The organism is Bradyrhizobium sp. USDA 4504 (assembly GCF_054063995.1).
Genome location: NZ_JBSSGV010000001.1, coordinates 6,473,444 through 6,495,918, shown reverse-complemented (window position 1 = coordinate 6,495,918; position 22,475 = coordinate 6,473,444). Strand labels below are relative to the sequence as shown.

Genomic DNA, 22,475 nt, shown 5'->3' with positions numbered 1-22,475 from the left:
GCAGGCGTCTCGAAGGATCGATGGCCCGGCTGGTGGCCGTGCATCCTTCGAGACGCGCTACGCGCTCCTCAGGATGACGGATCAGAGAGGCGGGCTGCCGCGGCTTACCGTGAAGAGCCTCGCAGCAGTCGTTTCGCTGCGTCGGCCGCTGCTGCGGCATAGGCGCGATCGCCATGCACCAGCATCAGGGAGATCGCGCCCTCGGACAGCAGCCAGATCTCGCGCGCACGGCGGTGAGCGTCGCGGACACCGGCCCGCTTCAGCAGCGCGCCGAGATGGGTTTCGAGCAAGGCCTTGTGCCGGCGCGCAATTGCGCGTGCGGGATGGCCAGGGAGATCGGCCAACTCGATGACCAGCCTGGTGAATCCCGAGCCGGCCCATCGCGGCCTGTCCGCCCAGACCGCCAGGTCGCGGAACAGGCCGTCGATGATCGCCGCCGGCGAGCCGGACAGCTTGTCGCCGAACGTCGCGAACGCGGCCAAGGCCAGTTCGTTCTGGGCTTCGAGCACGAAGGCGAGCAGCTGATCCTTGCTTTGAAAATGGTTGTAGAGCGTGCGCTTCGTCACCCTCGTCGCCGATGCGATTTCGTCCATGCTCACGCGGCTGTATCCGCGCTGGCGAAAAAGGACGTATGCGGCAGCAAGGATGCGCCGCCGTGTCGGTTCTGCAGATCGCGCCATGCAGTCACCTCTTAAATATACCGAGTAGTGAATTTACATCGGTTGAAAAACCAATTGGAATGGCTTCCGGGATTTTTCGGCCCGCGCCAGTCAGCTTCCTCGCGCTGCGAAAGCCATTGCCATGCCCGATTCATTGACGCTCAGAGAGATCAAAGCTCGTCCGGTGGTGCTGAAGCTGAAGCGGCCCGTGGTCGCGCGCATTGTCACGATATCGGAGTGGCCGCTCGTCCTCATCGATCTGGTGACGGAGGAGGGCATTGTCGGGCGCGGCTATCTCGAGCCTTACATCGTGAAATCGCTGCGATATCTGGTTCCGGTGTTGCATGATCTCGGCGAATTGCTCAGAGGTCGGAGCGTGGCGCCTGTCGAGTTGTTCGAGGCGGCGCGCAAATCGCTTCACTTTGTCGGCTATGAGGGATTGTCGATGATCGCGGCGTCGGGCCTCGACATGGCCGCGTGGGACGCGTTGGCGAAAGCCGCAAACAAGCCGCTGTGCGTGCTGTTGGGGGCGACGGTCGGCGCCGTGAGATCCTACAATAGCAACGGCCTTTGGCTGAAGGAGCCGGCCGCCGTCGCGGCCGACGCTTTGGAATTGCGCGACGAAGGAGGGTTCTCAGCCCTGAAATTGCGCCTCGGCAGAAGCGATCCGCGCGAGGATCTGACGACCCTTGACGCCGTTCGAAAAGCAGTCGGGGATCGGATGCATTTGATGGTGGACTACAACCAGGGGCTAAATCTCGCCGAAGCCATCGAGCGGTGCCATACGATCGATGACTATGGCCTCGACTGGATCGAGGAGCCCGTCGTCTATGACAATCTTGACGGGCACGCCCGACTGGCGGCGGAGCTGAAGACGCCGATCCAGATCGGTGAGAACTTCTATGGTCCGAGGGAGATGCATAAGGCGATCGCGAGAAAGGCCTGCGACCTGGTGATGCCGGATTTCATGCGTATCGGCGGAGTGACGGGCTGGATGCGGGCGGCTGCGATCGCCGGCGCCGCGGGTATCCCCATCTCAACGCATCTTTATCCGGAAGTCGCCGCTCACGTCATGCGCGCAACCGAGACCGCTCACTGGTTGGAATGGCAGGACTGGGCCGATCCGATTCTCGAACGGCCGTATGAAATCAAGGATGGTCTTTTGCATATTCCCGACACGCCTGGTGTCGGTCTGGAATGGAACGAAGCGGCCGTCGCGGCTCACCTTGCAAGCGTCTAAAGCGCGATGAGATTGGGTTGAATCGTCATCGCGCTTTAGCTCTTTGTTTGAGCATGATCTTTGCGGAAAATCGCTTCACACTTTTCCGGATCATGCTCTAGAGCGGCGGAGCGCCTACGCCGACGCTTCCGTCAAAACATCTCGAAATATTCGCGGTGCTCCCAGTCCGACACCTCGGCCTGGAAGCGTTCGATCTCCGCGTTCTTGATGAAGACGTAATAGTCCACGAATTCCGGCCCGAGCGCCTGGCGGAAGAACGGATCGTCGTTGAGCGCGAACACGGCCTCGCGCAGCGACTTTGGCAACAGCGCGGCCTTGGCCTCGTAGGGCGTGTCGGCCGACGGGCCGGGGTCGAGCTTGCGGTCGACGCCGTCGAGGCCGGAGAGGATCTGGCTTGCCATGTAGAGATAGGGATTGGCGGCGGGTTCGCCGATCCGGTTCTCCAGCCGGGTCGCCGGATCGCCGGCGCCGCCGAGCACGCGGATCATCACGCCGCGGTTGTCGCGGCCCCAGATCGCGCGGTCCGGCGCCAGCGAATAGGAGCGGTAGCGCTTGTAGCCGTTGATGGTCGGCGTCGTGAACACGGTCGAGGCCCGGGCGTGCTCGATCAGGCCGGCGAGCCAGCCGCGGCCGAGCGCACTGAGCGGCTCGCCGGTCTCCTTGGCCATGAAGGCGTTCTCGCCATTGGCGCGCGACACCAGCGACTGGTGCAGGTGCCAGCCGCTCGCGAACACGTTCGGCAGTTTCGGCCGGCACATGAAGGTCGCGTGATAGCCGTGGCGGCGCGCGATCTGCTTCACTGCCGAACGAAACAGTACCATGGTGTCGGCCGGCGCAAGACCGACAGTCGGTGCGAAAGTGAATTCGCACTGGCTCGGACCGAATTCGACCTCGACCGAGCGCAACGGCAGGTCGAGCGCGATGATGTCGCGGCGGATGATCTCGAGCGCCGGCTCCATCAGGTCGTAGCGCTGCTCGGTGAGGTATTGATAGCCGTGCGATAGCAGGCTGACCGACGGCGGCCGTCCGGGCTGGCCGGCATCCTCCGGCGCCATGTGGGCGTCGTCGAGCTTGAACAGGTGGAATTCGACCTCGAGGCCGGCGACGAAATCGTAGCCGCGGCCGGCGAGCTGATCGAGCACCTTGCGATAGAGGTTGCGGGTCGCGAACGGCACCGGCCGGCCGTCGCTGAAATAGAGGTCGCAGAGCAGCCAGCCGGTGTTTTGCGCCCAAGGCAGCACGCGGAAGGTGGTGGGGTCGGCGACCATCAGCACGTCGGCCGCGCCTTCCATCTCCTTCATGCCGAAGCCGCCGCCTGATGTGAACACCGGAAACACCGTCTTGTGCGAGGTGTCCTTGGCGAGCATCGTCGTGGTGATGGAGCAGCCGCTTTCCAGCGAGCGCACCGCTTCGCCGGCGATCAGCGTCTTGCCGCGCAGGATGCCGTGCTGGTCGGGGAACGACAGGCGGATGACTTCGAGGTTCTTCTCCTCGACGATGCGGCGGAGGCGTTGTGCGGCCTCCTTCTGCTCATCCGACCACAGGCCGTGACGCTCGACGAAGCTCACCGCGTCACTCCTTCACTTCTCCCTCGCCCCGCTCTTCGCGGGGAGAGGGTCGGGGTGAGGGGCTCTCTCCGCCGACTCGATATGCCGATAGACCTGTACCCCCTCACCCGGATCGCTAACGCGATCCGACCTCTCCCCGCAAGCGGGGCGAGGTGAAGGATACAATGCGGAGCCATTGATACCATCTTCACTCCGCCGCCGTCAGATGATGCACCTTGCCGGCGATCTCGCGCGGCACGGGAGCTGCCCATGGTGCGCCGCGGCGGCGCTTGACGTCGACTTCCATCCAGTAGAGCTCCCAGCCCTGGGTCGGGCCGATGCCGTCCATCGTGGCCGGGCCCTGGATACTGCGCGCGGAGGCGTCGTCGAGGAACAGCATCGGCTTCTCGCCGCCGGAGACCTTCTCGATCTCCTGCCGCAGCAGGCGGCGGTACTGCACGATCGCCTTGTCGCTCTGGCCGAGATGCTCGTTGGTGCGGTCCTGAATCGCCCCCATCGACTCCACTGCCCACTGGTCGTGGACATTGATGTCGGTGCCCATGCCGGTATAGGTCTCGGTCGCCTGCTCGTGCGGATCGAAGCCGTAATCGTTGCTCTTGTTCTTGCGCGACTTGTAGTCCGGCAGCGTATAGAGCTCGAGCCGCTGGTCGCGCATCTTCTGCTTGTCGACCGGCGCCGCATAGCTGGTGAAGATCGCGTACCAGTAGCAGTTCTCGTCGTCGACCGGCACGTGCCACTGCGTGATCGTCATCTCGGTCGACATCGGGATGACGAAGCCGTGCGGGAACAGCTGGTTGGTGACGCGCACATGGGTGCGCTCCGCGTCGAGCTCGCGCAGCGCAATCAGGCGCAGGCCATATTCGGTGTGCTCGACATTGATGATCGGCCGGTCATATTCGCGCAGGATCTTGGTCATCGGCATGTCGCTGCCGGCCGAGGCGCCGCGGAACTGCTTGCCGTAAGCCGCCGAGGTGTCCTCGTCCTCGAAGAAGCGATGCAGAAAGGAGGCGTGCGCCGGATCGATGCCGACCTCGAGCGCCTGCAGCCAGTTGCAGTTCATGTGGCCCTTGAACGCAAACGTATGGCTTCCGGGCGCAACGAAGCAGTCGAGCTCCGGAAAGGCGGGCGGGGCGCCTTCGCCGAGCCAGGCCCACAGGATGCCGCTCTTCTCGACCACGGGATAGGAACGCTGCCTGATGCCCTTGCACAGCTGCGAACCGGCCGGCTCCGCCGGCGTCTCGATGCACTGGCCTGACGTGTCGAATAGCCAGCCGTGGAAGGCGCAGCGCAGCCCGCCATGCTCGAGCCGGCCGAAGGCGAGATCGGCGCCGCGATGCGCGCAGTGGCGATCGATCAGCCCGTAGCTTCCGTCCTCGCCGCGGAACAGCACCAGGTTCTCGCCGAGCAGCCGCACCGGTCGTACCGGGCGCGGCCCGTCCAATTCGTCCACCAGCGCCGCCGGCTGCCAGTAGCTCCGCATCAGCTTGCCGCACGGGTCCTTGCGCCCGGTGCGGGTGATCAGATCGTTCGCTTCCTGGCTCATCATGGCGGCGTCTCCCGGATTTGGATTTGTTCGCCTATTGAACGAATGTGCGAATTATGCCATGTCTGTTTTGGACAGCAAGCGCAATTTTTGAACCGTTCAAAGCCAAAGCCCAACCTGAAAACGCCATGCCCAAGCTGAAGCGGACCGACCAGGACGAGCGCGCCACCGACTTCGTCGAGGCGCTCGATCGCGGCCTGCGCCTGTTGCAGGTGTTCGGCACCGTGTCGGGTCCGGCGACGCTGAGCGACCTCGCGCGCGCCGCCGATCTGCCGCGCGCCACCGCGCGCCGCATCGTGTTCACGCTGGCGCATGGCGGCTTCGTTGCCACCGACGGCAAGCTGTTCACGCTGACGCCGCATGTGCTGACGCTCGCGGGCTCGTTCCTGCAATCCAACCAGGTGGTGACGGTGCTGCAGCCGGTGCTCGATCGCATCGCGAGCGCGGCACAGGAGATCGCCTCGCTCGCCTTGCTCGACGGCGACGACGTCGTGTTCGTGGCGCGCTCGAGCCCGACGCGCGTGTTCTCCGCCGGTCTCGACATCGGCTACCGGCTGCCAGCGTTCTGCACCTCGGTCGGCCGCACCATGCTCGGCCGCCTCACTGATGCCGAGCTCGCGACGCGGCTGAAGGCGATGCGCCGCGATCCGGTGACGCCGCAGACCACGACCGATCCGAAGAAGCTGCTCGCCACCATCGTCACCGACCGCGCGCAGGGCTATTCCCTCGTCGACCGCGAGGCCGAGCCGCATTTCCGCTCCATCTCGGTGCCGGTGCGCCGCTACGACGGCACCATCGTCGCCGCAATCAACATGGGCGCGCATGTCGATCGCGTACCGATGCAGGAATTGATTGACCGCTTCCTGCCGCTGCTGCGGGATGGTGCTGATGATGTGAAGAGCCGGCTGCTCTAAGGTAGTCCAACTTCGCTGACGATTTTCGTCATTGCGAGGAGCGATAGCGACGAAGCAATCCATGCATCCACGCGCGCGGAGAGATGGATTGCTTCGCTTCGCTCGCAATGACGGGGGTAGTGTTTCTTTTTGTGCTGTGAGATTACAGCGCCACGCTGCGCAGACCGAACGAGCGCGCCTCGTTCTGCAGTACCGGCCGCACGGAATCGATCAGCCGCGCGGCGGCGGCGTCGACCGAGAGGCCGGCGGTGTCGACCACCGCCGATGCGCGGGCGTAGAGCGGCTCGCGGCTGACCAGGATGTTGCGCAATTCCGCCATCGCCGAGCGGTCGTCGGCCATCGGGCGCAGATCGCCTTGGCGGCGCACGCGCGCCATGTGCTCCTCCGGCTCGGCCTTCAGCCAGATCGTGTAGAACGACGACAGGATCAAATCGAAGGTCAGCGCCTCGGAGACGATGCCGCCGCCGGTCGCCAGCACCATCAATTCCTTGCGCGCCAACAGCTGCGTCAGCGCGGCCTGCTCCATGCGGCGGAAGCCTTCCTGGCCGTACAGCGCGATGATCTCGGCGACCGAGAGGCCGTTCTGCGCCTCGATCTCCTTGTTGAGCTCGACAAAGCTCCAGCCGATCTTCTTCGCCAGCATCCGGCCGAGCGTGGTCTTGCCGGCGCCGCGCAGGCCGATCAGCGCAATGCCGGAGAACGAGGCGCGCCGCGGCGCCAACGGGCTGCTGCCGGCGAGCATGTCCTTGGCCTGCGCGATCTGGTTGGGCGACGCCTTGCGCAAGAGATCGCGGATCACGGCCCAGTCCGGCACGGGCTCGCTGGACGGGATCAGGTCCTCGAGATGCGCGCCCATTGCGCCTGCGACACGGCGCAGCAGCACGATCGAGACATTGCCTTTGCCGCTCTCGAGCTGGGCGATGTAGCGTTCGGAAATGCCGGAAACCTTGGCGAGCACCTTGCGCGACATGCCGCGCAGGGCGCGCATCGTGCGCACGCGCTGGCCGAGCTGTTCAAGGAAGTCGGTTTCCGGGTCGTTGGCTGCGGTCATGATCCCTGTGCGACGCGCGGTCCTGACTGAATCAGACCGAGGTTCTAGGAAACATAGTGCCGATAAGGATTGACAGCAAGCCAACGTGGTGGCTTTGTATGAATTATAATTCTTAAATTCACAGGAGAGGGAAGCGTGGCACGTCCGGGTCCGAGGAGCGGAGCATGACTTACAACGCGGTCTCCTGGCTGCTCGACCGCAACGTCGATGAAGGCCGCGGCGACAAGGTCGTGTTCGACGATACGGTGTCGCAAATCACCTATGGCCAGTTGCAGCAGCAGACCCGCCGCGTCGGCAACATGCTGCGCCAGCTCGGCGTCCGCCGCGAAGAGCGGGTCGCCATGATCATGCTGGACACGGTCGATTTCCCGATCGTGTTCCTCGGCGCGATCCGCGCCGGCGTGGTGCCGGTGCCGCTCAACACGCTGCTGACTGCGGAGCAATACGCCTACATCCTCGGTGATTGCCGCGCCCGCGTGCTGTTCGTGTCGGAAGCGCTGCTGCCGGTCGTGAAGGACATCATCGCGCGCATGCCCGACCTCGAGCATGTCGTGGTCTCCGGCAAGGATGCGCATGGCCATAAGAAGCTGTCCGATGAGATCGCGCGCGAGAGCGACGTGTTCGCCACCGCGCCGACCCATGCCGACGAGCCGGCATTCTGGCTCTATTCGTCGGGCTCCACCGGCATGCCGAAGGGCGTGCGCCATCTGCATTCCAATCTCGCGGCGACCGCGGAGACCTACGCCAAGCAGGTGCTCGGGATCCGCGAGGATGATGTCGGCCTGTCGGCGGCCAAGCTGTTCTTCGCCTACGGGCTCGGCAATGCGCTGACCTTCCCGATGTCGGTCGGCGCCACCACGGTGTTGAACTCCGAGCGGCCGACGCCGGCGGTGATGTTCGCGCTGATGAACAAATATCATCCCAGCATCTTCTTCGGCGTGCCGACCCTGTTCGCGGCGATGCTGAACGACGAGGCGACCAAGGCGCAGTCCGGCGGCAATCGCCTGCGCGTCTGCACCTCGGCCGGCGAGGCGCTGCCGGAGTCGGTCGGCAATGCCTGGAAGACGCGGTTCGGCGTCGACATCCTCGACGGCGTCGGCTCGACCGAGCTGTTGCACATCTTCCTGTCGAACGCGCCCGGCGACATCAAATACGGCTCGTCCGGCCGTCCGGTGCCCGGCTACAAGGTGAGGCTGGTCAATGAGGCCGGCGCCGACGTCGCGGACGGCGAGGTCGGCGAACTCTTGGTCGATGCGCCCTCGGCCGGCGAGAGCTACTGGAATCAACGGGCCAAGAGCCGCGCCACCTTCGAGGGCGCCTGGACCCGCACCGGCGACAAATACACGCGCGATGCCGACGGCCGCTACACCTTCTGCGGCCGCGCCGACGACATGTTCAAGGTCTCCGGCATCTGGGTGTCACCGTTCGAGGTCGAGAGCGCGCTGATCACCCATCCCGCGGTGCTGGAGGCGGCGGTCGTGCCGGAGGCCGATCCGGAAGGGCTGCTCAAGCCGAAGGCGTATGTCGTGCTGCGGCCCGACAGTTCAGTCGCCGGCCTGCACGAGGCGCTGAAGGAGCACGTCAAGCAGAAGATCGGCCCGTGGAAATATCCGCGCTGGATCGATGTGGTCGACAATCTGCCGAAGACGGCGACCGGAAAGATCCAGCGGTTCAAATTGCGGGAACACGAGCACTAGCTCCCCGCGTCGTCCCGGCCTAGTGCGCAATTGCGCACGGGAGCCGGGACCCATACGCCGCGGCCTTCGTTTCGAGAGACGCTGTTCAACAGCTTTGCGCAACAACTAACGCCTGTGGTTATGGGTCCCGGCTTTCGCCGGGACGACGATGAGGAAGGCCTACCATGACAAACTTGAAACCCTCCGGCTTCCTCAGCATCGACGGCGCCGAGCTCGAATACCGCATGATCGGTCCCTCGCCGGACGCGGCGCCGACCATCGTGATGCTCCATGAAGGCCTCGGCTCGGTCGGGCTGTGGGGCGACTTCCCCGAGAAGCTGCAGGCGGCGACCGGCGCCGGCGTGTTCGCCTATTCGCGCGCGGGTTATGGCGCCTCGTCGCCGGCGAAGCTGCCGCGTCCGGTCGACTACATGCACCGCGAGGCGCTCGACGTGCTGCCGAAGCTGCTCGATCGGATCGGGTTCCGCCGCGGCTTGCTGCTCGGTCATTCCGACGGCGCGTCGATTGCCGCGATCTATGCCGGCGCGCAACAGGATCATCGCCTGCACGGCCTGGCGCTGCTGGCGCCGCACTTCATCGTCGAGGACATTTCGGTGAAGTCGATCGCCGAGATCAAGACCGCATACGAGACCACCAATCTGAAGGAGAAGCTGGCGCGCTGGCACAAGGATGTCGACAACGCCTTTTATGGCTGGAACGGCGCCTGGCTCGATCCGGCATTCCGCGACTGGGATATCTCCGACTATCTCGCCTATATCCGCGTGCCCGTGCTGATCGTGCAGGGCGCGGCCGACCAGTACGGCACCATGCGCCAGGTCGAGATCGCCCAGGAGGAGTGCTACTGCCCGGTCGATGTCACGGCCATCGATGGTGCCGGCCATTCGCCGCATCGCGAGGCGCCCGCGGTGACGCTCGAGGCGGTCGCCGAATTCGCCAAAGCGGCGCTGCGCGACGACCCGGCACTGGCGGCCTGACCTTTGGTGCCGATGCCAGGTCATTGGCCGAGCGAGTGAATTTCGTGAACATGAAACAAAATGCATGTTTTTGCGTTTTGAACTAGACCAGATCAAAAACATGCATTATTGTGCATGAAGACCTCGACGACGAACCTTCAAACGAACAACAGCAAGACAACAGATAAGGGTGGCCCATGGCTGGTGACGAGCGCGTCCTTGCAGGCGGGGCGAAGTACATCGACTTCCAGACCGACCCGTCGCGCTACCGACACTGGAAGCTCGACGCTGCGGGCGACGTCGCGACGCTGACCATGGACGTCGACGAGAACGCCGGCCTGTTCGAAGGCTACCAGCTCAAGCTCAATTCCTATGACCTCGGCGTCGACATCGAGCTTGCCGACGCCGTGCAGCGGCTGCGCTTCGAGCATCCCGAGGTCAAGGTGGTGGTGATGCGCTCGGGCAAGAACCGGGTGTTCTGCGCCGGCGCCAACATCCGCATGCTGGCGGGCTCGACCCATGCCCACAAGGTCAACTTCTGCAAATTCACCAACGAGACCCGCAACGGCCTGGAAGACTCCAGCGAGAATTCCGGGCAGAGCTTCATCACCGTCGTCAACGGTACCGCGGCCGGCGGCGGCTATGAACTGGCGCTCGCGACCGACCACATCATGATGGCCGACGACGGCGCTGCCGCCGTCGCGCTGCCGGAAGTGCCGCTGCTCGCGGTGCTGCCGGGCACCGGCGGGCTCACGCGCGTCGTCGACAAGCGCAAGGTGCGCCGCGACCATGCCGATTTCTTCTGCACCATCGAGGAAGGCATCAAGGGCAAGCGCGCCGTTTCCTGGCGCCTGGTCGACGAGATCGCGCCGAACTCCAAGCTCGAGGGCAAGCTGGCCGAGCGCGTCAAGGAATTCGCCGCGAAGTCGAAGCGCAACGGCGCCGGCAAAGGCATCGCGCTGGCGCCGCTGACGCGCACCATCGACGACAGCGCCATCCGCTATGGCTTCGTCAGCGTCGACATCGATCGCGCGGCGCGCATCGCCACCATCTCGATCAAGGCGCCGGAAACCACGGCGCCCGCCGACATCGACGGCATGATCGCGCAGGGCGCTGCGTTCTGGCCGCTGCAGGTCGCCCGCGAGCTCGATGACGCGATCCTGCATCTGCGCATCAACGAGCTCGAGATCGCGATGCTGGTGTTCAAGAGCCATGGCGACCGCGCCAATGTCGTGTCCTATGATGCGTTCCTGGAGGCCAACAAGGCGCACTGGCTGGTCAACGAGGTCAGGCATTACTGGAAGCGCGTGCTCAAGCGCATCGACGTCACCTCGCGCACGCTGGTGACGCTGGTCGAGCCCGGCTCCTGCTTCGTCGGCACGCTGGCCGAGCTCGTGTTCGCCGCCGACCGCTCCTACATGCTGATCGGCCAGAAGCAGGGCGACAACCGTCCGCCGCCGGCGATCGAGCTGACGGCGATGAATTTCGGGCCCTATCCGATGAGCCACGGCCTGACCCGGCTGCAATCGCGCTTCCAGGCCGATCCGTCGGATCTGGAGCGCGCGCAAGGCTCGATCGGCAAGGCGCTCGACGCGGAGGAGGCCGAGGAGGTCGGTCTCGTCACCTTCGCGCTCGACGACATCGACTGGGACGACGAGGTCCGCGTGTTCTTCGAGGAGCGCACCTCGTTCTCGCCCGACGGTCTCACCGGCATGGAAGCCAATCTGCGCTTCGTCGGCCCGGAGACCATGGAATCGAAGATCTTCTCCCGCCTCACGGCGTGGCAGAACTGGATATTCCAGCGGCCGAACGCGGTCGGTGAGGACGGCGCACTGCGCCGCTACGGCACCGGCCAGAAGGCGCAATTCGACATGACGCGAGTTTAAGGGAGCACGGCCATGAACATCATGAACGTCGATTACTCGACCAAGATTCCGAACAATGTGAATCTCGCCGAGGACCGCCAGGTGCTCAAGGCGCTGGAAGGCTGGCACCCCGGCTACATGGACTGGTGGAGCGACATGGGTCCGGACGGCTTCCAGGAATCGCTGGTCTATCTGCGCACCGCCTATTCGGTCGATCCGCGCGGCTGGGCCAAGTTCGACTACGTGCGGATGCCCGAATATCGCTGGGGCATCTTGCTCGCGCCGCAGGAAGAGAACCGCGTCATTCCGTTCGGCGAGGACTATGGCAAGCCGGCCTGGCAGGAAGTCCCCGGTGAGCACCGCGCCATGCTGCGCCGCCTGATCGTGATCCAGGGCGACACCGAGCCGGCCTCGGTCGAGCAGCAGCGCCATCTCGGCAAGACCGCGCCCTCGCTCTACGACATGCGCAACCTGTTCCAGGTCAATGTCGAGGAAGGCCGCCATCTCTGGGCGATGGTTTATCTGCTGCAGAAGTATTTCGGCCGCGACGGCCGCGAGGAGGCCGATGATTTGTTGCGCCGCCGCTCGGGCGACGCGGATTCTCCGCGCATGCTAGGGGCCTTCAACGAGGCGACGCCGGACTGGCTGTCGTTCTTCATGTTCACCTACTTCACCGACCGCGACGGCAAGATGCAGCTGCACTCGCTGGCGCAGTCGGGCTTCGATCCGCTGTCGCGCACCTGCCGCTTCATGCTGACCGAGGAAGCCCACCACATGTTCGTCGGCGAGACCGGCATCACCCGCGTCGTGCAGCGCACCTGCGATGCGATGAAGGAAGCCGGCATCATCGATCCGAACGACATCGCCAAGATCCGCGCGCTTGGCGTGATCGACCTGCCGACCATCCAGAAGAAGCTGAACCTGCATTATTCGCTGTCGCTCGATTTGTTCGGCTCGGAAGTGTCGACCAACGCGGCCAATGCCTTCAACGCCGGCATCAAAGGCCGCTACAAGGAGACCACGATCGACGACGACCACCAGCTCAAGAGCTCGACCTATCCGGTCATGAAGATGGTGGACGGCCAGATTAAGATGGTCGACGAGCCGGCGCTGACCGCGCTCAACATGCGGCTGCGCGACGACTACACGCAGGATTGCGTCAAGGGCATGCTGCGCTGGAACAAGGTGATCTCGACCGCCGGCATCGACTACAAGCTCGCGGTGCCGAACACTGCCTTCCACCGCCAGATCGGCGAGTTCAAGGACGTCCATGCGACGCCCGATGGCCTCTTGATCGACGACGCCACCTGGGCCAAGCGCAAGAACGACTGGCTGCCGTCGACCGCGGACGGCGACTTCATCGCCTCGCTGATGAAACCGGTGACCGAACCCGGCCAGTTCGCCTCCTGGATCTCGCCGCCCAAGGTCGGCATCGACAACAAGCCGGGCGACTTCGAGTATGTGAGGATCGAGAGCTGATCGGCGCGAGCATGATCCGGAAAAGTGTGAAGCGGTTTTCCGAAGAGATCATGCTCAAACAACGGATAGGTCATGATGCGAAAATCGCATCGTGACCTAACAGTTTCTTTCCGCAGGGAGAGAACAGGAAGGGGGCGAGCCGAAAAGGTCCCGGGGCTCGTCCCTTTCTTTTTGGTCAGATGCCGGTACGGAGGCGCGGCCTCAATCGTCATTTGTAGGTTCGTCGGGCCACATCTGCGCACCGTGAAGCACGCGCAAGATGCGAACAGTCTCACCGTCAACAAGGTGCGCCGTGACATAAGGTGTGCGCGGGATGACCAACTCGCGCGTGCCGGCAACACGCCCGGGCCGGCCACAGGAAAGTCGAGCAGGCGCCGCGCAGCATCGGCAATCTGTTCGTCAACATGGACCGCCGCGCGAGGATTCTCGGCCTCGATGTAGCTGAAAATGTCGTCGCGATCGGATAACGCGAAGCGCGACCAGACGAGTTTCACCGCTTACGCCCTGTCGCTTTTCGAAGCGCGGCGGCGCGGCGTTGCGCGAAATGCGCTTCGACCTCGGAATCATCGAGACCGGGCCGGGCATCCGCCAACGCCTGGTGCACCTTCTCGCGAAACCAGCTGTCGTAAGCCTGGCTGTTGCTCACGAGTTCCAGTGGAAGCATTCCTTCATTGGCCGTGCGTGTCAGCAGAATCCGCACGGCGTCGGATACCGTGAGGCCCATGTTCTCCAGAACCTCGGTGGCCTTTTCCTTTACGTCCGCATCGATGCGGGTTTGGACCAGGGCATTCGAAGCCATAGCGATCTCCTTCACTCGCATCCAATGTAATGCATTTGAATGACACGCGCCAGAGGCGTCACAGCCCTATGGAAGCGGTGAGCCAGCGACAAAAACGGCCCCGCCCTTCGGCGGAGCCGTTGCCGTAGGTCGGTCGCGCGGCCGCTTAGCCCGCGATCTCTAGCCCTGCCGTCGCATAGACCACGCCGCCATCAACCGCGACGGTGTTGCCCACGACATAGTCGCCGGCGCGCGAGGCGAGATAGATTGCGGTACCCGCCATATCCTCGTCGGTGCCGACGCGCTTCGCCGGCACGCGCTTGGCGACCTCGTCGGCGTGGTCGCGCGCGGCGCGGTTCATGTCCGACTTGAAGGCGCCGGGCGCGATCGCGGTGACGTTGATGTTGTCCTTGATCAGGCGGGTCGCCATGCGGCGCGTCAGATGGATCACCGCAGCCTTGCTGGCGGCATAGGAATAGGTCTCCATCGGGTTGACGAAGATGCCGTCGATCGAGGCGATGTTGATCACCTTGCCCGGCCTGTCGTGCGTCGCCGCCGCACGCAGCGGCTTGGCCAGGGCCTTGGTCAGGAAGAAGATCGACTTGACGTTGAGGTTCATCACCTTGTCCCAGCCGCTCTCCGGAAATTCGTCGAAGTCCGCGCCCCAGGCCGCGCCGGCATTGTTGACGAGGATGTCGAGCTTCGGCTCGCGCTTGATGATCTCGCCCGCGAGCTTGTCGCAGCCCTCGACGGTCGAGATGTCGATCGGCAGCGCGATGCATTCGCCGTCATAGGCGGCGGACAGCTCCTGCGCGGTCGCCTCGCAGGGACCTGCCTTGCGTGCGGTGATGTAGACCCTGGCGGCACCCTGCGCGAGGAAGCCGGCCGCGATCATCTTGCCGATGCCGCGCGATCCCCCGGTCACCAATGCGACGCGGCCCTTCAGCGAGAACAGATCCTTGAACATGCGCTCCTCCATTGCGTTGCCAGTGGTTCTGGGCGCGCCCGGGGAGCGAGTCAAGGAGAGGGAAGGGATCGGTAGCCCGGATGCAGCGGAGCGAAATCCGGCAAAATGCTATCCGCGGATGCGACTGTCCCGGATTGCGCTTCGCTGCATCCGGGCTACGAAGAGTAGCTTACGCCGCGTCGATGCGGCGAAAGCCGTTCCACACTGCGGTGGCGGCGCCTGATGTCAGCACCGGCAGCAGGCGCGCGTCCTGGTAATTGCCGTTCAGCGAGACCCGCTGCAACGCAGTCAGATGGTCGGCGCTTTCGGGAAACAGCATGCCGGGCCGCGTCGTCACCGCGGTCCGAAAGCCGATCGACCGGGCGAGGGCGAATTCACGCTGCCCGGCGGCGATCCGGTCGCCATAGGGATAGGCGAGATGCAATGCCGGCCGCTGCAGCGCATCCTCGATCCGCGCCCGGCTGGTCGCGAGCTCGAACGATGCGATGGTCTCGCTCTGCTTGGCGAGATTGCAATGGGTGATGGTGTGCGCGCCGATCGTCACCAGCGGATCCTCGGCGAAGCCGCGCAACTCGTCCCAGGACATGCAGAGCTCGCGCGCGATGCCGGTCTCGTCGACCCCGTGACGGGCGCACAGCGCGGATATCTCGGCCTGCATCGCCTGCTCGCCGGGCAGTGAACGCAGCCAGTCGTGGATGCGGCCGAAGGCAGTCCGCTTGGCCTGCGCTGTCGCGGTGTCGATCCGCGTCATGGTGCCGTCGATCGGCACCTCGATCGCGGACGCCGCCGCGATCACCCGCTCCAGCGCGATCCACCACAATCTGCCGCAGCCCTCGGCGAAATCGCTCGCGACATAGACCGTGAACGGGGCGCCGAACTCGCGCATCACAGGCAGCGCGAAATCGCGGTTGTCGCGATAGCCGTCGTCGAAGGTAAAGCAGGCGAAGCGCCGCGCGAAATTCCGTTCGGCGAGACGGCGATGCGCCTCGTCGATGCTGATTACGTCGACGTCGAGCGCGCGCAGATGCGTCAGCATCGCGCGCAGGAAGTCCGGCGTGACCTCGAGATGATGGTTCGGCTGGAACGCGTCGCCGCGCCGCGGGCGGACGTGGTGCAGCATGAAGATGGCGCCGACGCCGGCGAAGATCGGCCGCAGCAGGATATGCGCACCCGAGAAATACAACGCCTCCATGCCGGCACGGATCACGGTGTTGCGGAGTTGTTTCATGAGGGCGCGGGCCGGCCGATTTGCATTCCGCGGCAAACTTAGCGAAAGACCACTGAAGAAACTGTTATCCCGGTCCGACATGGCGCCCCCGCCATGGCGCGTCATTTGGGGTTTGACAGTCAGCCAAGGGTTTGTTTTCTCTCTGGTTCCCGACCCCGCAGGACGCTGAATGCACGGACTTTTCAAGTGGAGTAGCAAGTGGTGGCCTGGGGTGATTCCACTGGTCGTGCTTTGGGGTATCGCGGCCTGGACGAGCACCACAACGGTCGAAGCGGACCTTGCCGCGCGCTCTAATGCCGCACTGAAGGACACCGTCCTCGACAAGCGCCGCATCAGCGTCGAGGGCCGCGATGTGACGTTCGCGGCCAACGCCTTCTCTGAAGACGGCCGCCTCAGCGCGGTGGCGTCGGTCGAAGCCGTGCCCGGCGTGCGGCTGGTCAACGACGAGACCCGCCTTGTTCCCGAAGCCAAGCCCTTTGTCTGGTCCGCCGAACGCGACGTCGTGCGGGTCACGCTCGGCGGCAATGCGCCGCTGCCGTCGAGCAAGGGCAAGTTGACCGAAGCCGCGAAGGCCAGTCTCGGCGGCGTCGAGGTGGTGGATCAGATGGTGCTCGCCCGCGGCGCGCCGTTGCGGTTCGACGCGGCGGCGCTGCTGTTGCTCGACCAGATCGGCAAGCTGAAGGAAGGCAAGATCACGCTGACCGACAACAAGGTCAATCTCGCCGGCATGGCGCGCGAGCTCGGCGGACGCGAAGCGGTCGCCGCGGCGCTGAAGAACCTGCCGGAAGGCTATTCGATCGCCGCCAACGACATCAAGGCGCCGCCCTACGTGTTCCAGGCCTACAAGGACCCGGTCGCGGTGACGCTGACGCTGACCGGCTACGTGCCCGACAACAACGTGCATGCCGCGCTGGTCGCTGCCGCCGGCCGCAAGTTCTTCAGCGAGAAAGTGGTCGACAATCTCAAGGCCAGCATCGGCGCGCCGTCGGGTTTCGCGGCCGCGGTGGGGCCCGCGCTCGGCGCGCTGTCGCGGCTGTCGACCGGAACGCTGGTGGTATCGGACCGCGAGGTGAAGCTGTCGGGCGATGCGCTCTACGATGCCGCCGCCGGCCAGATCCGCGACGGGCTCGGCAAGGATTTTCCGCAGGGCTGGCAGTACAAGGCCGAGGTCACGGTCAAGCCGGCGGCGGCCCCCGTCGATCCCACGGTGTGCCAGCAGCTGTTTTCCGAAATTCTCTCGAAGGGCAAGATCCGCTTCGAGTCCGGCAAGGCCGACATCGTGCCGGATTCCGCCGGCCTGCTCGACCGCCTGATCGAGACCGCGTTGCGCTGCCCCAATGCGACGATCGAGATCGCCGGCCATACCGACAGCGACGGCGAGGAGGCCGCCAACCAGGCACTGTCGGAACGCCGCGCGCAGGCCGTGGTGGATTACCTCGTGCGCGCCGGGCTGCCTGCCAGCCGTTTCACGCCGATCGGCTATGGCAGCACGCAGCCGCTGGCCGGCAACGAGAGTGAAGACGGCAAGGCGCAGAACCGCCGCATCGAATTCGTGGTGAAGTAGCGATGACCGTGCTCGCGACATTCTTCTGGGGTTGGCTGCTCGGCGCGGCGCTGCTCGGCTTTTGCATGGGCTGGATCGCGGTGGTGCATCGGGCGCGGGGCGTCTCGAAGGTCTGGATGCGCTGGCTGGCGCTGCTCGCCGCCGCGCTGGTGGCGGCGTCGTTCGCGCGGATCGTGCCCGGTCGGTTCGGCTACTGGCTCGATCTCTTCCTGGTCATGTTCGCGCTCTATCTCGTCGGCTGCGCGATCGGCTCCTGGCTGCGCGACTGGGTGGTTTCGCGCAGCAAGCCCGCGAGCTGACCTCAATCCCCTGATCCGACAGGCCTGAGCGGCGTCGCCAAGCGCAGGGTGAACTGCATTCGTTTTAGCGCTTGACATCAATACGTACGTACGTATTAAATCCTGTCCATGCCAAAACCCTCTCTCCGCGATGCCATCCTCGACGCCGGCCTGACGGAAATGTTCCGGACCGGCTATCACGGCACCAGCGTGCGCGACGTCACCGCCGCCGCCGGCGCGCCGCAGGGCTCCTTCACCAACCATTTCCGCTCGAAGGAGCTGTTCGCATCCGAGGTGCTGGACCGCTACTTCGTCTATGTGCGCGGCCTCGTTGCCGAAGCGCTGGGCGACACGACGCTGACGCCGCGCGAAAGGCTGAGGAGCTATCTCGATCTGATCACCGGCAAGCTCGCGCATGACGGCTTCACCCGCGGCTGCCTGATCGGCGATTTCAGCCTCGAGGCGTCGGGCTCGAGCGAGATGCTGCGCGAGCAGCTCGACGACATCTTCCGGGAATGGCGCGCGCCGTTTGCGGCCTGCATCGCCGAGGCTCAGGCCACCGGCGAGATCGCCTCCGACTTCGATCCCGATCAGCTGGCCGATTTCCTGCTCGCATCCTGGCAGGGCGCGATGCTGCGCATGAAGGTCGAACGCAGCGAAGCGGCGCTGACGCGTTTCAAGACGATCGCATTCCAAACCGTGTTCAAGGAGTTGCCATGACCAGATCCCCCGATATCAGCCTGCATCATCGCGCCGTGCTTGGGTCTACGATGGCCTATCGCGAGACCGGCCGTAGCGACGCGCCGCACGTGCTGTTCCTGCACGGCAATCCGACGTCGTCCTACATCTGGCGCAACATCATGCCGCTGGTCGCCCCCGTCGGGCACTGCATCGCGCCCGACCTGATCGGCTACGGCCAGTCCGGCAAACCCGACATCGGCTATCGCTTCTTCGACCAGGCGGACTATCTCGATGCGCTGATCGACGAGCTGGGCATTGCCTCGGCCTATCTCGTCGCCCAGGATTGGGGCACGGCGCTCGCCTTCCACCTCGCGGCACGCCGTCCGCAACTGGTGCGCGGGCTCGCCTTCATGGAGTTCATCCGCCCGATGCGCGATTGGTCGGACTTCCACCAGCACGACGCCGCGCGGGAGACGTTCCGGAAATTCCGCACGCCGGGCGAGGGCGAAGCGATGATCCTCGACAACAATGCGTTCGTCGAACGCGTGCTGCCCGGCTCGATCCTGCGCACGCTCAGCGACGAGGAGATGGCTGCCTACCGCGCGCCGTTTGCGACGCGAGAGAGCCGCAAGCCGACCTTGATGCTGCCGCGCGAGCTGCCGATCGCCGGCGAGCCGGCCGATGTCGCCGAGGCGCTCACGGTGGCGCATGCGGCGCTCGCGGCATCGACCTATCCGAAGCTGCTGTTCGCGGCGACGCCCGGGGCGCTGGTGTCACCGGCCTTTGCCGCCGAATTCGCCAAGACGCTCAAGCATTGCGCGGTCATTCAACTCGGTGCGGGCGCGCACTATCTGCAGGAGGATCATCCGGAGGCGATCGGCCGTTCTGTGGCCGGCTGGATCGCCGGCGTCGAGGCCGCCTCCGCGCAGCGCCATGCCGCATGAGGGCACGGAGCGCGTGACATGAGGAATGTCTCCATCACCTATTGCCGGCCGTGCGGCTATGAGAAGCGTGCCAAAGAGGCCGCGGCGCTGTTGCGCGAGCGCCTCAGCGTCGATGCGACGCTGATCCCCGGCAAGGGCGGCATCTTCCAGGTCAAGCTCGGCGACGAGGTTGTCGCCAGGCGCACGAAGGGACATTTTCCCGATGCCGCCGAGATCGTCGCCGCGGTCACGGCCGCGCGGGATTGATGATCGGCGGAGCGCCTCCCGGCGGGTACGGAAGATCATTCTCTATTCGGCCGTGCCGGTACTTCACCGTAGTTTTCCGGATGGCCTTGCGGACCGTTCGGCGGGCTAACTGCCGCACGCGCATGTCAAGTCTTGTCGAAGGCGGCGGGAAACGCGCATATTTGTGCACCCGCTGTCATGAATCATCCGTAATATCTTGAAGATGCGCGTTTTATTGTCTTTTGACGAATTCCACTCCGGTTTAAAACGCGCTACACGGGCCAGGGCACAGCGAAGCGCCGGCGGAGATCGCCCGGGAGCCGTCGTCGCGGGATCGCAATTCGAGGTCTAGATGCTGGAAGCAATACGCAGGGCGATGGCGTTTCTGCGCCAGAAGCAAATCCTGCATCGGCTGGGTGTTGTCATCAGCATCGCCGTCATCGGCATCGCCTGCTACGTCCTTTATCACATGCTGCGCGGCATCGACACCAACGAGGTGCTCGAGGCCATCAAGAGCACCGAGCCGCGGCAGATTGCCCTGGCGGGACTGTTCGTCGCGGCGGGCTACTTCACGTTGACCTTCTACGATCTGTTCGCGGTGCGCGCGATCGGCCACGCCCATGTGCCCTATCGCATCAACGCGCTCGCGGCCTTCACCTCCTATTCGATCGGCCACAATGTCGGCGCCAGCGTCTTCACCGGCGGCGCGGTGCGCTACCGGATCTATTCGGCGTGGGGGTTGAATGCGATCGACGTCGCCAAGATCTGCTTTCTTGCCGGGCTCACCTTCTGGCTCGGCAATGCCGCGGTGCTCGGGCTCGGCATCGCCTACCACCCGGAGGCGGCCGCCAACATCGACCAGCTGCCGCCCTGGCTCAACCGGGCGCTGGCATTCGCGATCATCACCGCGCTGGTCGCCTATGTGGTCTGGGTCTGGACCCAGCCGCGGGTGGTCGGCCGCGGCCCCTGGACGGTGACCCTGCCGGGCGGCCCGCTGACGCTGCTGCAGATCGCGATCGGCATCCTCGACCTCGGCTTCTGCGCGCTGGCGATGTACGTGCTGGTGCCGGACGAGCCAAATCTCGGCTTCGTCGTGGTCGCCGTCATCTTCGTGTCGGCGACCCTGCTCGGCTTCGCCAGCCACTCCCCCGGCGGCCTCGGGGTGTTCGACGCCGCTATGCTGGTCGGCCTCTGGCAGATGGACCGCGAGGACCTGCTCGGCGGTATGCTGCTGTTCCGGCTGCTCTACTATATTGCGCCGTTCGTCATATCTGTAATCTTGCTGACGTTTCGGGAGGTTATTGTCGGCGCCCGACTCAAACGGCTGCCGCAGGCTGATTCGGGTCCCCGCGCCGAGCCGCACCATGAGGCGGTTCTGGTTCGCAAGCGCGGTGACTCCGGGGTCTGATGAAGCGGCCCGATGCCTCCCGAGGGAAGGTCGCTATGACCGCGCCTGGGCGAGACATGAACCGACGGGATGAAAGCCGCCGCGATGGCAATTGACGATTCGCATTCCTCCATCTTCTCGCCCTGGCCCGACCGGTTGCGCCACTCCGCGCTGATCCTGCTTGCCGCAGCGCTGGCCTTGAGCGTGGTGGTCGCGCTCGGCGAATTGTCGCTGGTGCGCGCCTGCGCCGTGTTCGTCTGCATCGCGGCCGCGGCGCTGGTGCCGTGGCGGCTGCATGATGCCGGAACCTCGCGCGAGGATGTCCGCGGCGTCAATCCGGTCGAGGCCGCCGCCGTCAGCGCGGTCGTCGCCGGCATGCCGGATCCGGCCGTATTGCTCGATCGCGCCGGCCGCGTCATCCATCTCAACGCCGCAGCGGCGCAGCTCGCGCCTGCGCTGCGCAAGAACGAACTGGCGCAATTTGCCCTGCGCTCGCCGGAGATCATCACCGCGCTGCGCGAGGCGATCGCGACCACCGAGCCACGCCGCGCCACCTACACCGACCACGTTCCGGTCGATCGCTGGATGGAACTGGTGATCACGCCGGTGCCGGTGCCGACCCAGTTCGGCGGCACCGAGAAGTGCATGCTGATGACCTTCCACGACCTGACGCCGCTGCGCCGGGTCGAGGAGATGCGAGCCGACTTCGTCGCCAATGCCAGCCACGAGCTGCGCACGCCGCTCGCCGCCTTGTCCGGCTTCATCGACACGCTGCAGGGGCCGGCGCGCGAGGACGCGCGGGCGCGGGAGCGCTTCCTCGGCATCATGCACACCCAGGCGACCCGCATGGCGCGGCTGATCGACGATTTGCTGTCGCTGTCGCGGGTCGAGTTGTCGGCCCATGTGCGGCCCGAGGCCTCGATCGACATCGTGCCGATCATCCGCCAGGTCGCCGACGGGCTCGAGGCACTGGCCAGCGAGCGCCAGGTCGAGATCGAGGTCGACCTGCCTCAGGCTCCGGTCATGATCGCCGGCGACCGCGAGGAACTGCTCCGCCTGTTCGAGAACCTGATCGAGAATGCCCTCAAATACGGCGCCTCAGGGGGGCGCGTCATAGTGTCGCTGAATCAGGCCGTTTCGGGTGCATCGGGCGAAGGGGCCCCCGAAATCCGTGTCATGGTACGGGATTTCGGCCCCGGCATCGCCCCCGAGCACCTGCCGCGGCTGACCGAGCGCTTCTACCGGGTCGACGTCGGCGACAGCCGCAACCAGGGCGGAACGGGCCTCGGATTATCGTTGGTGAAACATATTCTTAACCGTCATCGCGGGCGTCTTTTGATCGAGAGCGTGCCGAAGAACGGGGCCACTTTTACCGCCTGTTTTCCCCGGCCGAAGACCCCGTTACCAACTCAAAGCTAAGCGTTTTCAGAAGCTTAGTACTGTCATCCAACTGT

Annotated in this window: 20 protein-coding genes and 1 pseudogene; 13 read left to right on the top strand and 8 right to left on the bottom strand. The window is 65.0% G+C overall.

The window, feature by feature from the left end; all coding sequences use genetic code 11:
• Positions 1-104 precede the first annotated feature (104 nt).
• Positions 105-680, bottom strand: a complete 576-nt coding sequence (locus ACVMB1_RS30550; RefSeq protein WP_057019467.1) for a TetR/AcrR family transcriptional regulator — start codon at positions 678-680, stop codon at positions 105-107.
• Positions 681-801: 121 nt separating this feature from the next.
• Between ACVMB1_RS30550 and ACVMB1_RS30545 the strand changes: the two genes are divergently transcribed.
• Positions 802-1,899 carry an enolase C-terminal domain-like protein gene (locus ACVMB1_RS30545; RefSeq protein WP_057019466.1) on the top strand — a complete coding sequence of 366 codons (1,098 nt, stop codon included), beginning with the start codon at positions 802-804 and terminating at the stop codon, positions 1,897-1,899.
• A gap of 131 nt (positions 1,900-2,030) precedes the next feature.
• Here ACVMB1_RS30545 and ACVMB1_RS30540 read toward each other — a convergent pair whose 3' ends face one another.
• Both ACVMB1_RS30540 and ACVMB1_RS30535 read right to left on the bottom strand, forming a co-directional pair.
• Positions 2,031-3,467 carry a glutamine synthetase family protein gene (locus ACVMB1_RS30540; protein WP_141339775.1) on the bottom strand — a complete coding sequence of 479 codons (1,437 nt, stop codon included), beginning with the start codon at positions 3,465-3,467 and terminating at the stop codon, positions 2,031-2,033.
• A gap of 187 nt (positions 3,468-3,654) precedes the next feature.
• Positions 3,655-5,013, bottom strand: coding sequence for an aromatic ring-hydroxylating dioxygenase subunit alpha (locus tag ACVMB1_RS30535; protein ID WP_141339774.1), 1,359 nt, complete (start codon positions 5,011-5,013; stop codon positions 3,655-3,657).
• A 125-nt stretch (positions 5,014-5,138) separates the two neighbouring features.
• Here ACVMB1_RS30535 and ACVMB1_RS30530 point away from each other — a divergent pair, with 125 nt between their 5' ends.
• Entirely contained in the window at positions 5,139-5,924 is a 786-nt protein-coding gene (locus ACVMB1_RS30530) for an IclR family transcriptional regulator domain-containing protein (RefSeq protein WP_141339773.1), read from the top strand.
• A gap of 142 nt (positions 5,925-6,066) precedes the next feature.
• On the opposite strand, the gene ACVMB1_RS30525 is transcribed toward ACVMB1_RS30530, so the two are convergent.
• Positions 6,067-7,059, bottom strand: coding sequence for a helix-turn-helix transcriptional regulator (locus ACVMB1_RS30525; protein WP_256521265.1), 993 nt, complete (start codon positions 7,057-7,059; stop codon positions 6,067-6,069).
• Between the two features lie 80 nt (positions 7,060-7,139).
• Here ACVMB1_RS30525 and ACVMB1_RS30520 point away from each other — a divergent pair, with 80 nt between their 5' ends.
• The 4 genes from ACVMB1_RS30520 to boxB all read left to right on the top strand — a co-directional run bounded on the left by ACVMB1_RS30520 (position 7,140) and on the right by boxB (position 12,969).
• On the top strand, positions 7,140-8,672 hold the full coding sequence (locus ACVMB1_RS30520; RefSeq protein WP_057019463.1) for a benzoate-CoA ligase family protein: 1,533 nt from the start codon (positions 7,140-7,142) through the stop codon (positions 8,670-8,672).
• Positions 8,673-8,836: 164 nt separating this feature from the next.
• Entirely contained in the window at positions 8,837-9,646 is an 810-nt protein-coding gene (locus tag ACVMB1_RS30515) for an alpha/beta fold hydrolase (protein WP_057019462.1), read from the top strand.
• 176 nt (positions 9,647-9,822) lie between these two features.
• Positions 9,823-11,511, top strand: coding sequence for a 2,3-epoxybenzoyl-CoA dihydrolase (gene boxC / locus ACVMB1_RS30510; RefSeq protein WP_141339772.1), 1,689 nt, complete (start codon positions 9,823-9,825; stop codon positions 11,509-11,511).
• Between the two features lie 21 nt (positions 11,512-11,532).
• Entirely contained in the window at positions 11,533-12,969 is a 1,437-nt protein-coding gene (gene boxB, locus ACVMB1_RS30505) for a benzoyl-CoA 2,3-epoxidase subunit BoxB (protein WP_200844636.1), read from the top strand.
• A gap of 201 nt (positions 12,970-13,170) precedes the next feature.
• Here the strand turns inward: boxB and ACVMB1_RS30500 are convergent.
• The 4 genes and pseudogenes from ACVMB1_RS30500 to ACVMB1_RS30485 all read right to left on the bottom strand — a co-directional run bounded on the left by ACVMB1_RS30500 (position 13,171) and on the right by ACVMB1_RS30485 (position 15,942).
• A pseudogene (locus tag ACVMB1_RS30500) lies at positions 13,171-13,463 on the bottom strand (type II toxin-antitoxin system RelE/ParE family toxin).
• A complete protein-coding gene (locus tag ACVMB1_RS30495) occupies positions 13,460-13,768 on the bottom strand; it encodes a type II toxin-antitoxin system RelB/DinJ family antitoxin (RefSeq protein ID WP_141339770.1) in 309 nt (102 codons plus the stop codon). Before ACVMB1_RS30495 ends, ACVMB1_RS30500 begins: the two are co-directional and overlap by 4 nt.
• A gap of 145 nt (positions 13,769-13,913) precedes the next feature.
• Positions 13,914-14,714, bottom strand: coding sequence for an SDR family NAD(P)-dependent oxidoreductase (locus ACVMB1_RS30490; RefSeq protein ID WP_141339769.1), 801 nt, complete (start codon positions 14,712-14,714; stop codon positions 13,914-13,916).
• 169 nt (positions 14,715-14,883) lie between these two features.
• The gene (locus ACVMB1_RS30485) at positions 14,884-15,942 is read right to left on the bottom strand and encodes a polysaccharide deacetylase family protein (protein ID WP_141339768.1); all 1,059 of its coding nucleotides are present in this window, start codon (positions 15,940-15,942) and stop codon (positions 14,884-14,886) included.
• A 169-nt stretch (positions 15,943-16,111) separates the two neighbouring features.
• Here ACVMB1_RS30485 and ACVMB1_RS30480 point away from each other — a divergent pair, with 169 nt between their 5' ends.
• The 7 genes from ACVMB1_RS30480 to ACVMB1_RS30450 all read left to right on the top strand — a co-directional run bounded on the left by ACVMB1_RS30480 (position 16,112) and on the right by ACVMB1_RS30450 (position 22,440).
• Positions 16,112-17,506, top strand: coding sequence for an OmpA family protein (locus tag ACVMB1_RS30480; RefSeq protein WP_141339767.1), 1,395 nt, complete (start codon positions 16,112-16,114; stop codon positions 17,504-17,506).
• A 2-nt stretch (positions 17,507-17,508) separates the two neighbouring features.
• On the top strand, positions 17,509-17,805 hold the full coding sequence (locus ACVMB1_RS30475) for a hypothetical protein (protein WP_057019456.1): 297 nt from the start codon (positions 17,509-17,511) through the stop codon (positions 17,803-17,805).
• 108 nt (positions 17,806-17,913) lie between these two features.
• On the top strand, positions 17,914-18,504 hold the full coding sequence (locus ACVMB1_RS30470) for a TetR/AcrR family transcriptional regulator (protein WP_141339766.1): 591 nt from the start codon (positions 17,914-17,916) through the stop codon (positions 18,502-18,504).
• Complete coding sequence (locus ACVMB1_RS30465) at positions 18,501-19,409, top strand: haloalkane dehalogenase (protein ID WP_141339765.1); 909 nt, start codon at positions 18,501-18,503, stop codon at positions 19,407-19,409. The genes ACVMB1_RS30470 and ACVMB1_RS30465 overlap by 4 nt, the downstream gene beginning before the upstream one ends.
• Before the next feature lie 18 nt (positions 19,410-19,427).
• A complete protein-coding gene (locus tag ACVMB1_RS30460; RefSeq protein WP_141339764.1) occupies positions 19,428-19,655 on the top strand; it encodes a SelT/SelW/SelH family protein in 228 nt (75 codons plus the stop codon).
• Positions 19,656-19,986: 331 nt separating this feature from the next.
• Positions 19,987-21,042 (top strand): putative bifunctional lysylphosphatidylglycerol flippase/synthetase, encoded by a 1,056-nt coding sequence (locus ACVMB1_RS30455; RefSeq protein WP_026192163.1) that lies wholly within the window; start codon positions 19,987-19,989, stop codon positions 21,040-21,042.
• An 84-nt stretch (positions 21,043-21,126) separates the two neighbouring features.
• Positions 21,127-22,440 (top strand): ATP-binding protein, encoded by a 1,314-nt coding sequence (locus ACVMB1_RS30450; RefSeq protein WP_057019526.1) that lies wholly within the window; start codon positions 21,127-21,129, stop codon positions 22,438-22,440.
• Positions 22,441-22,475: the final 35 nt, after the last annotated feature.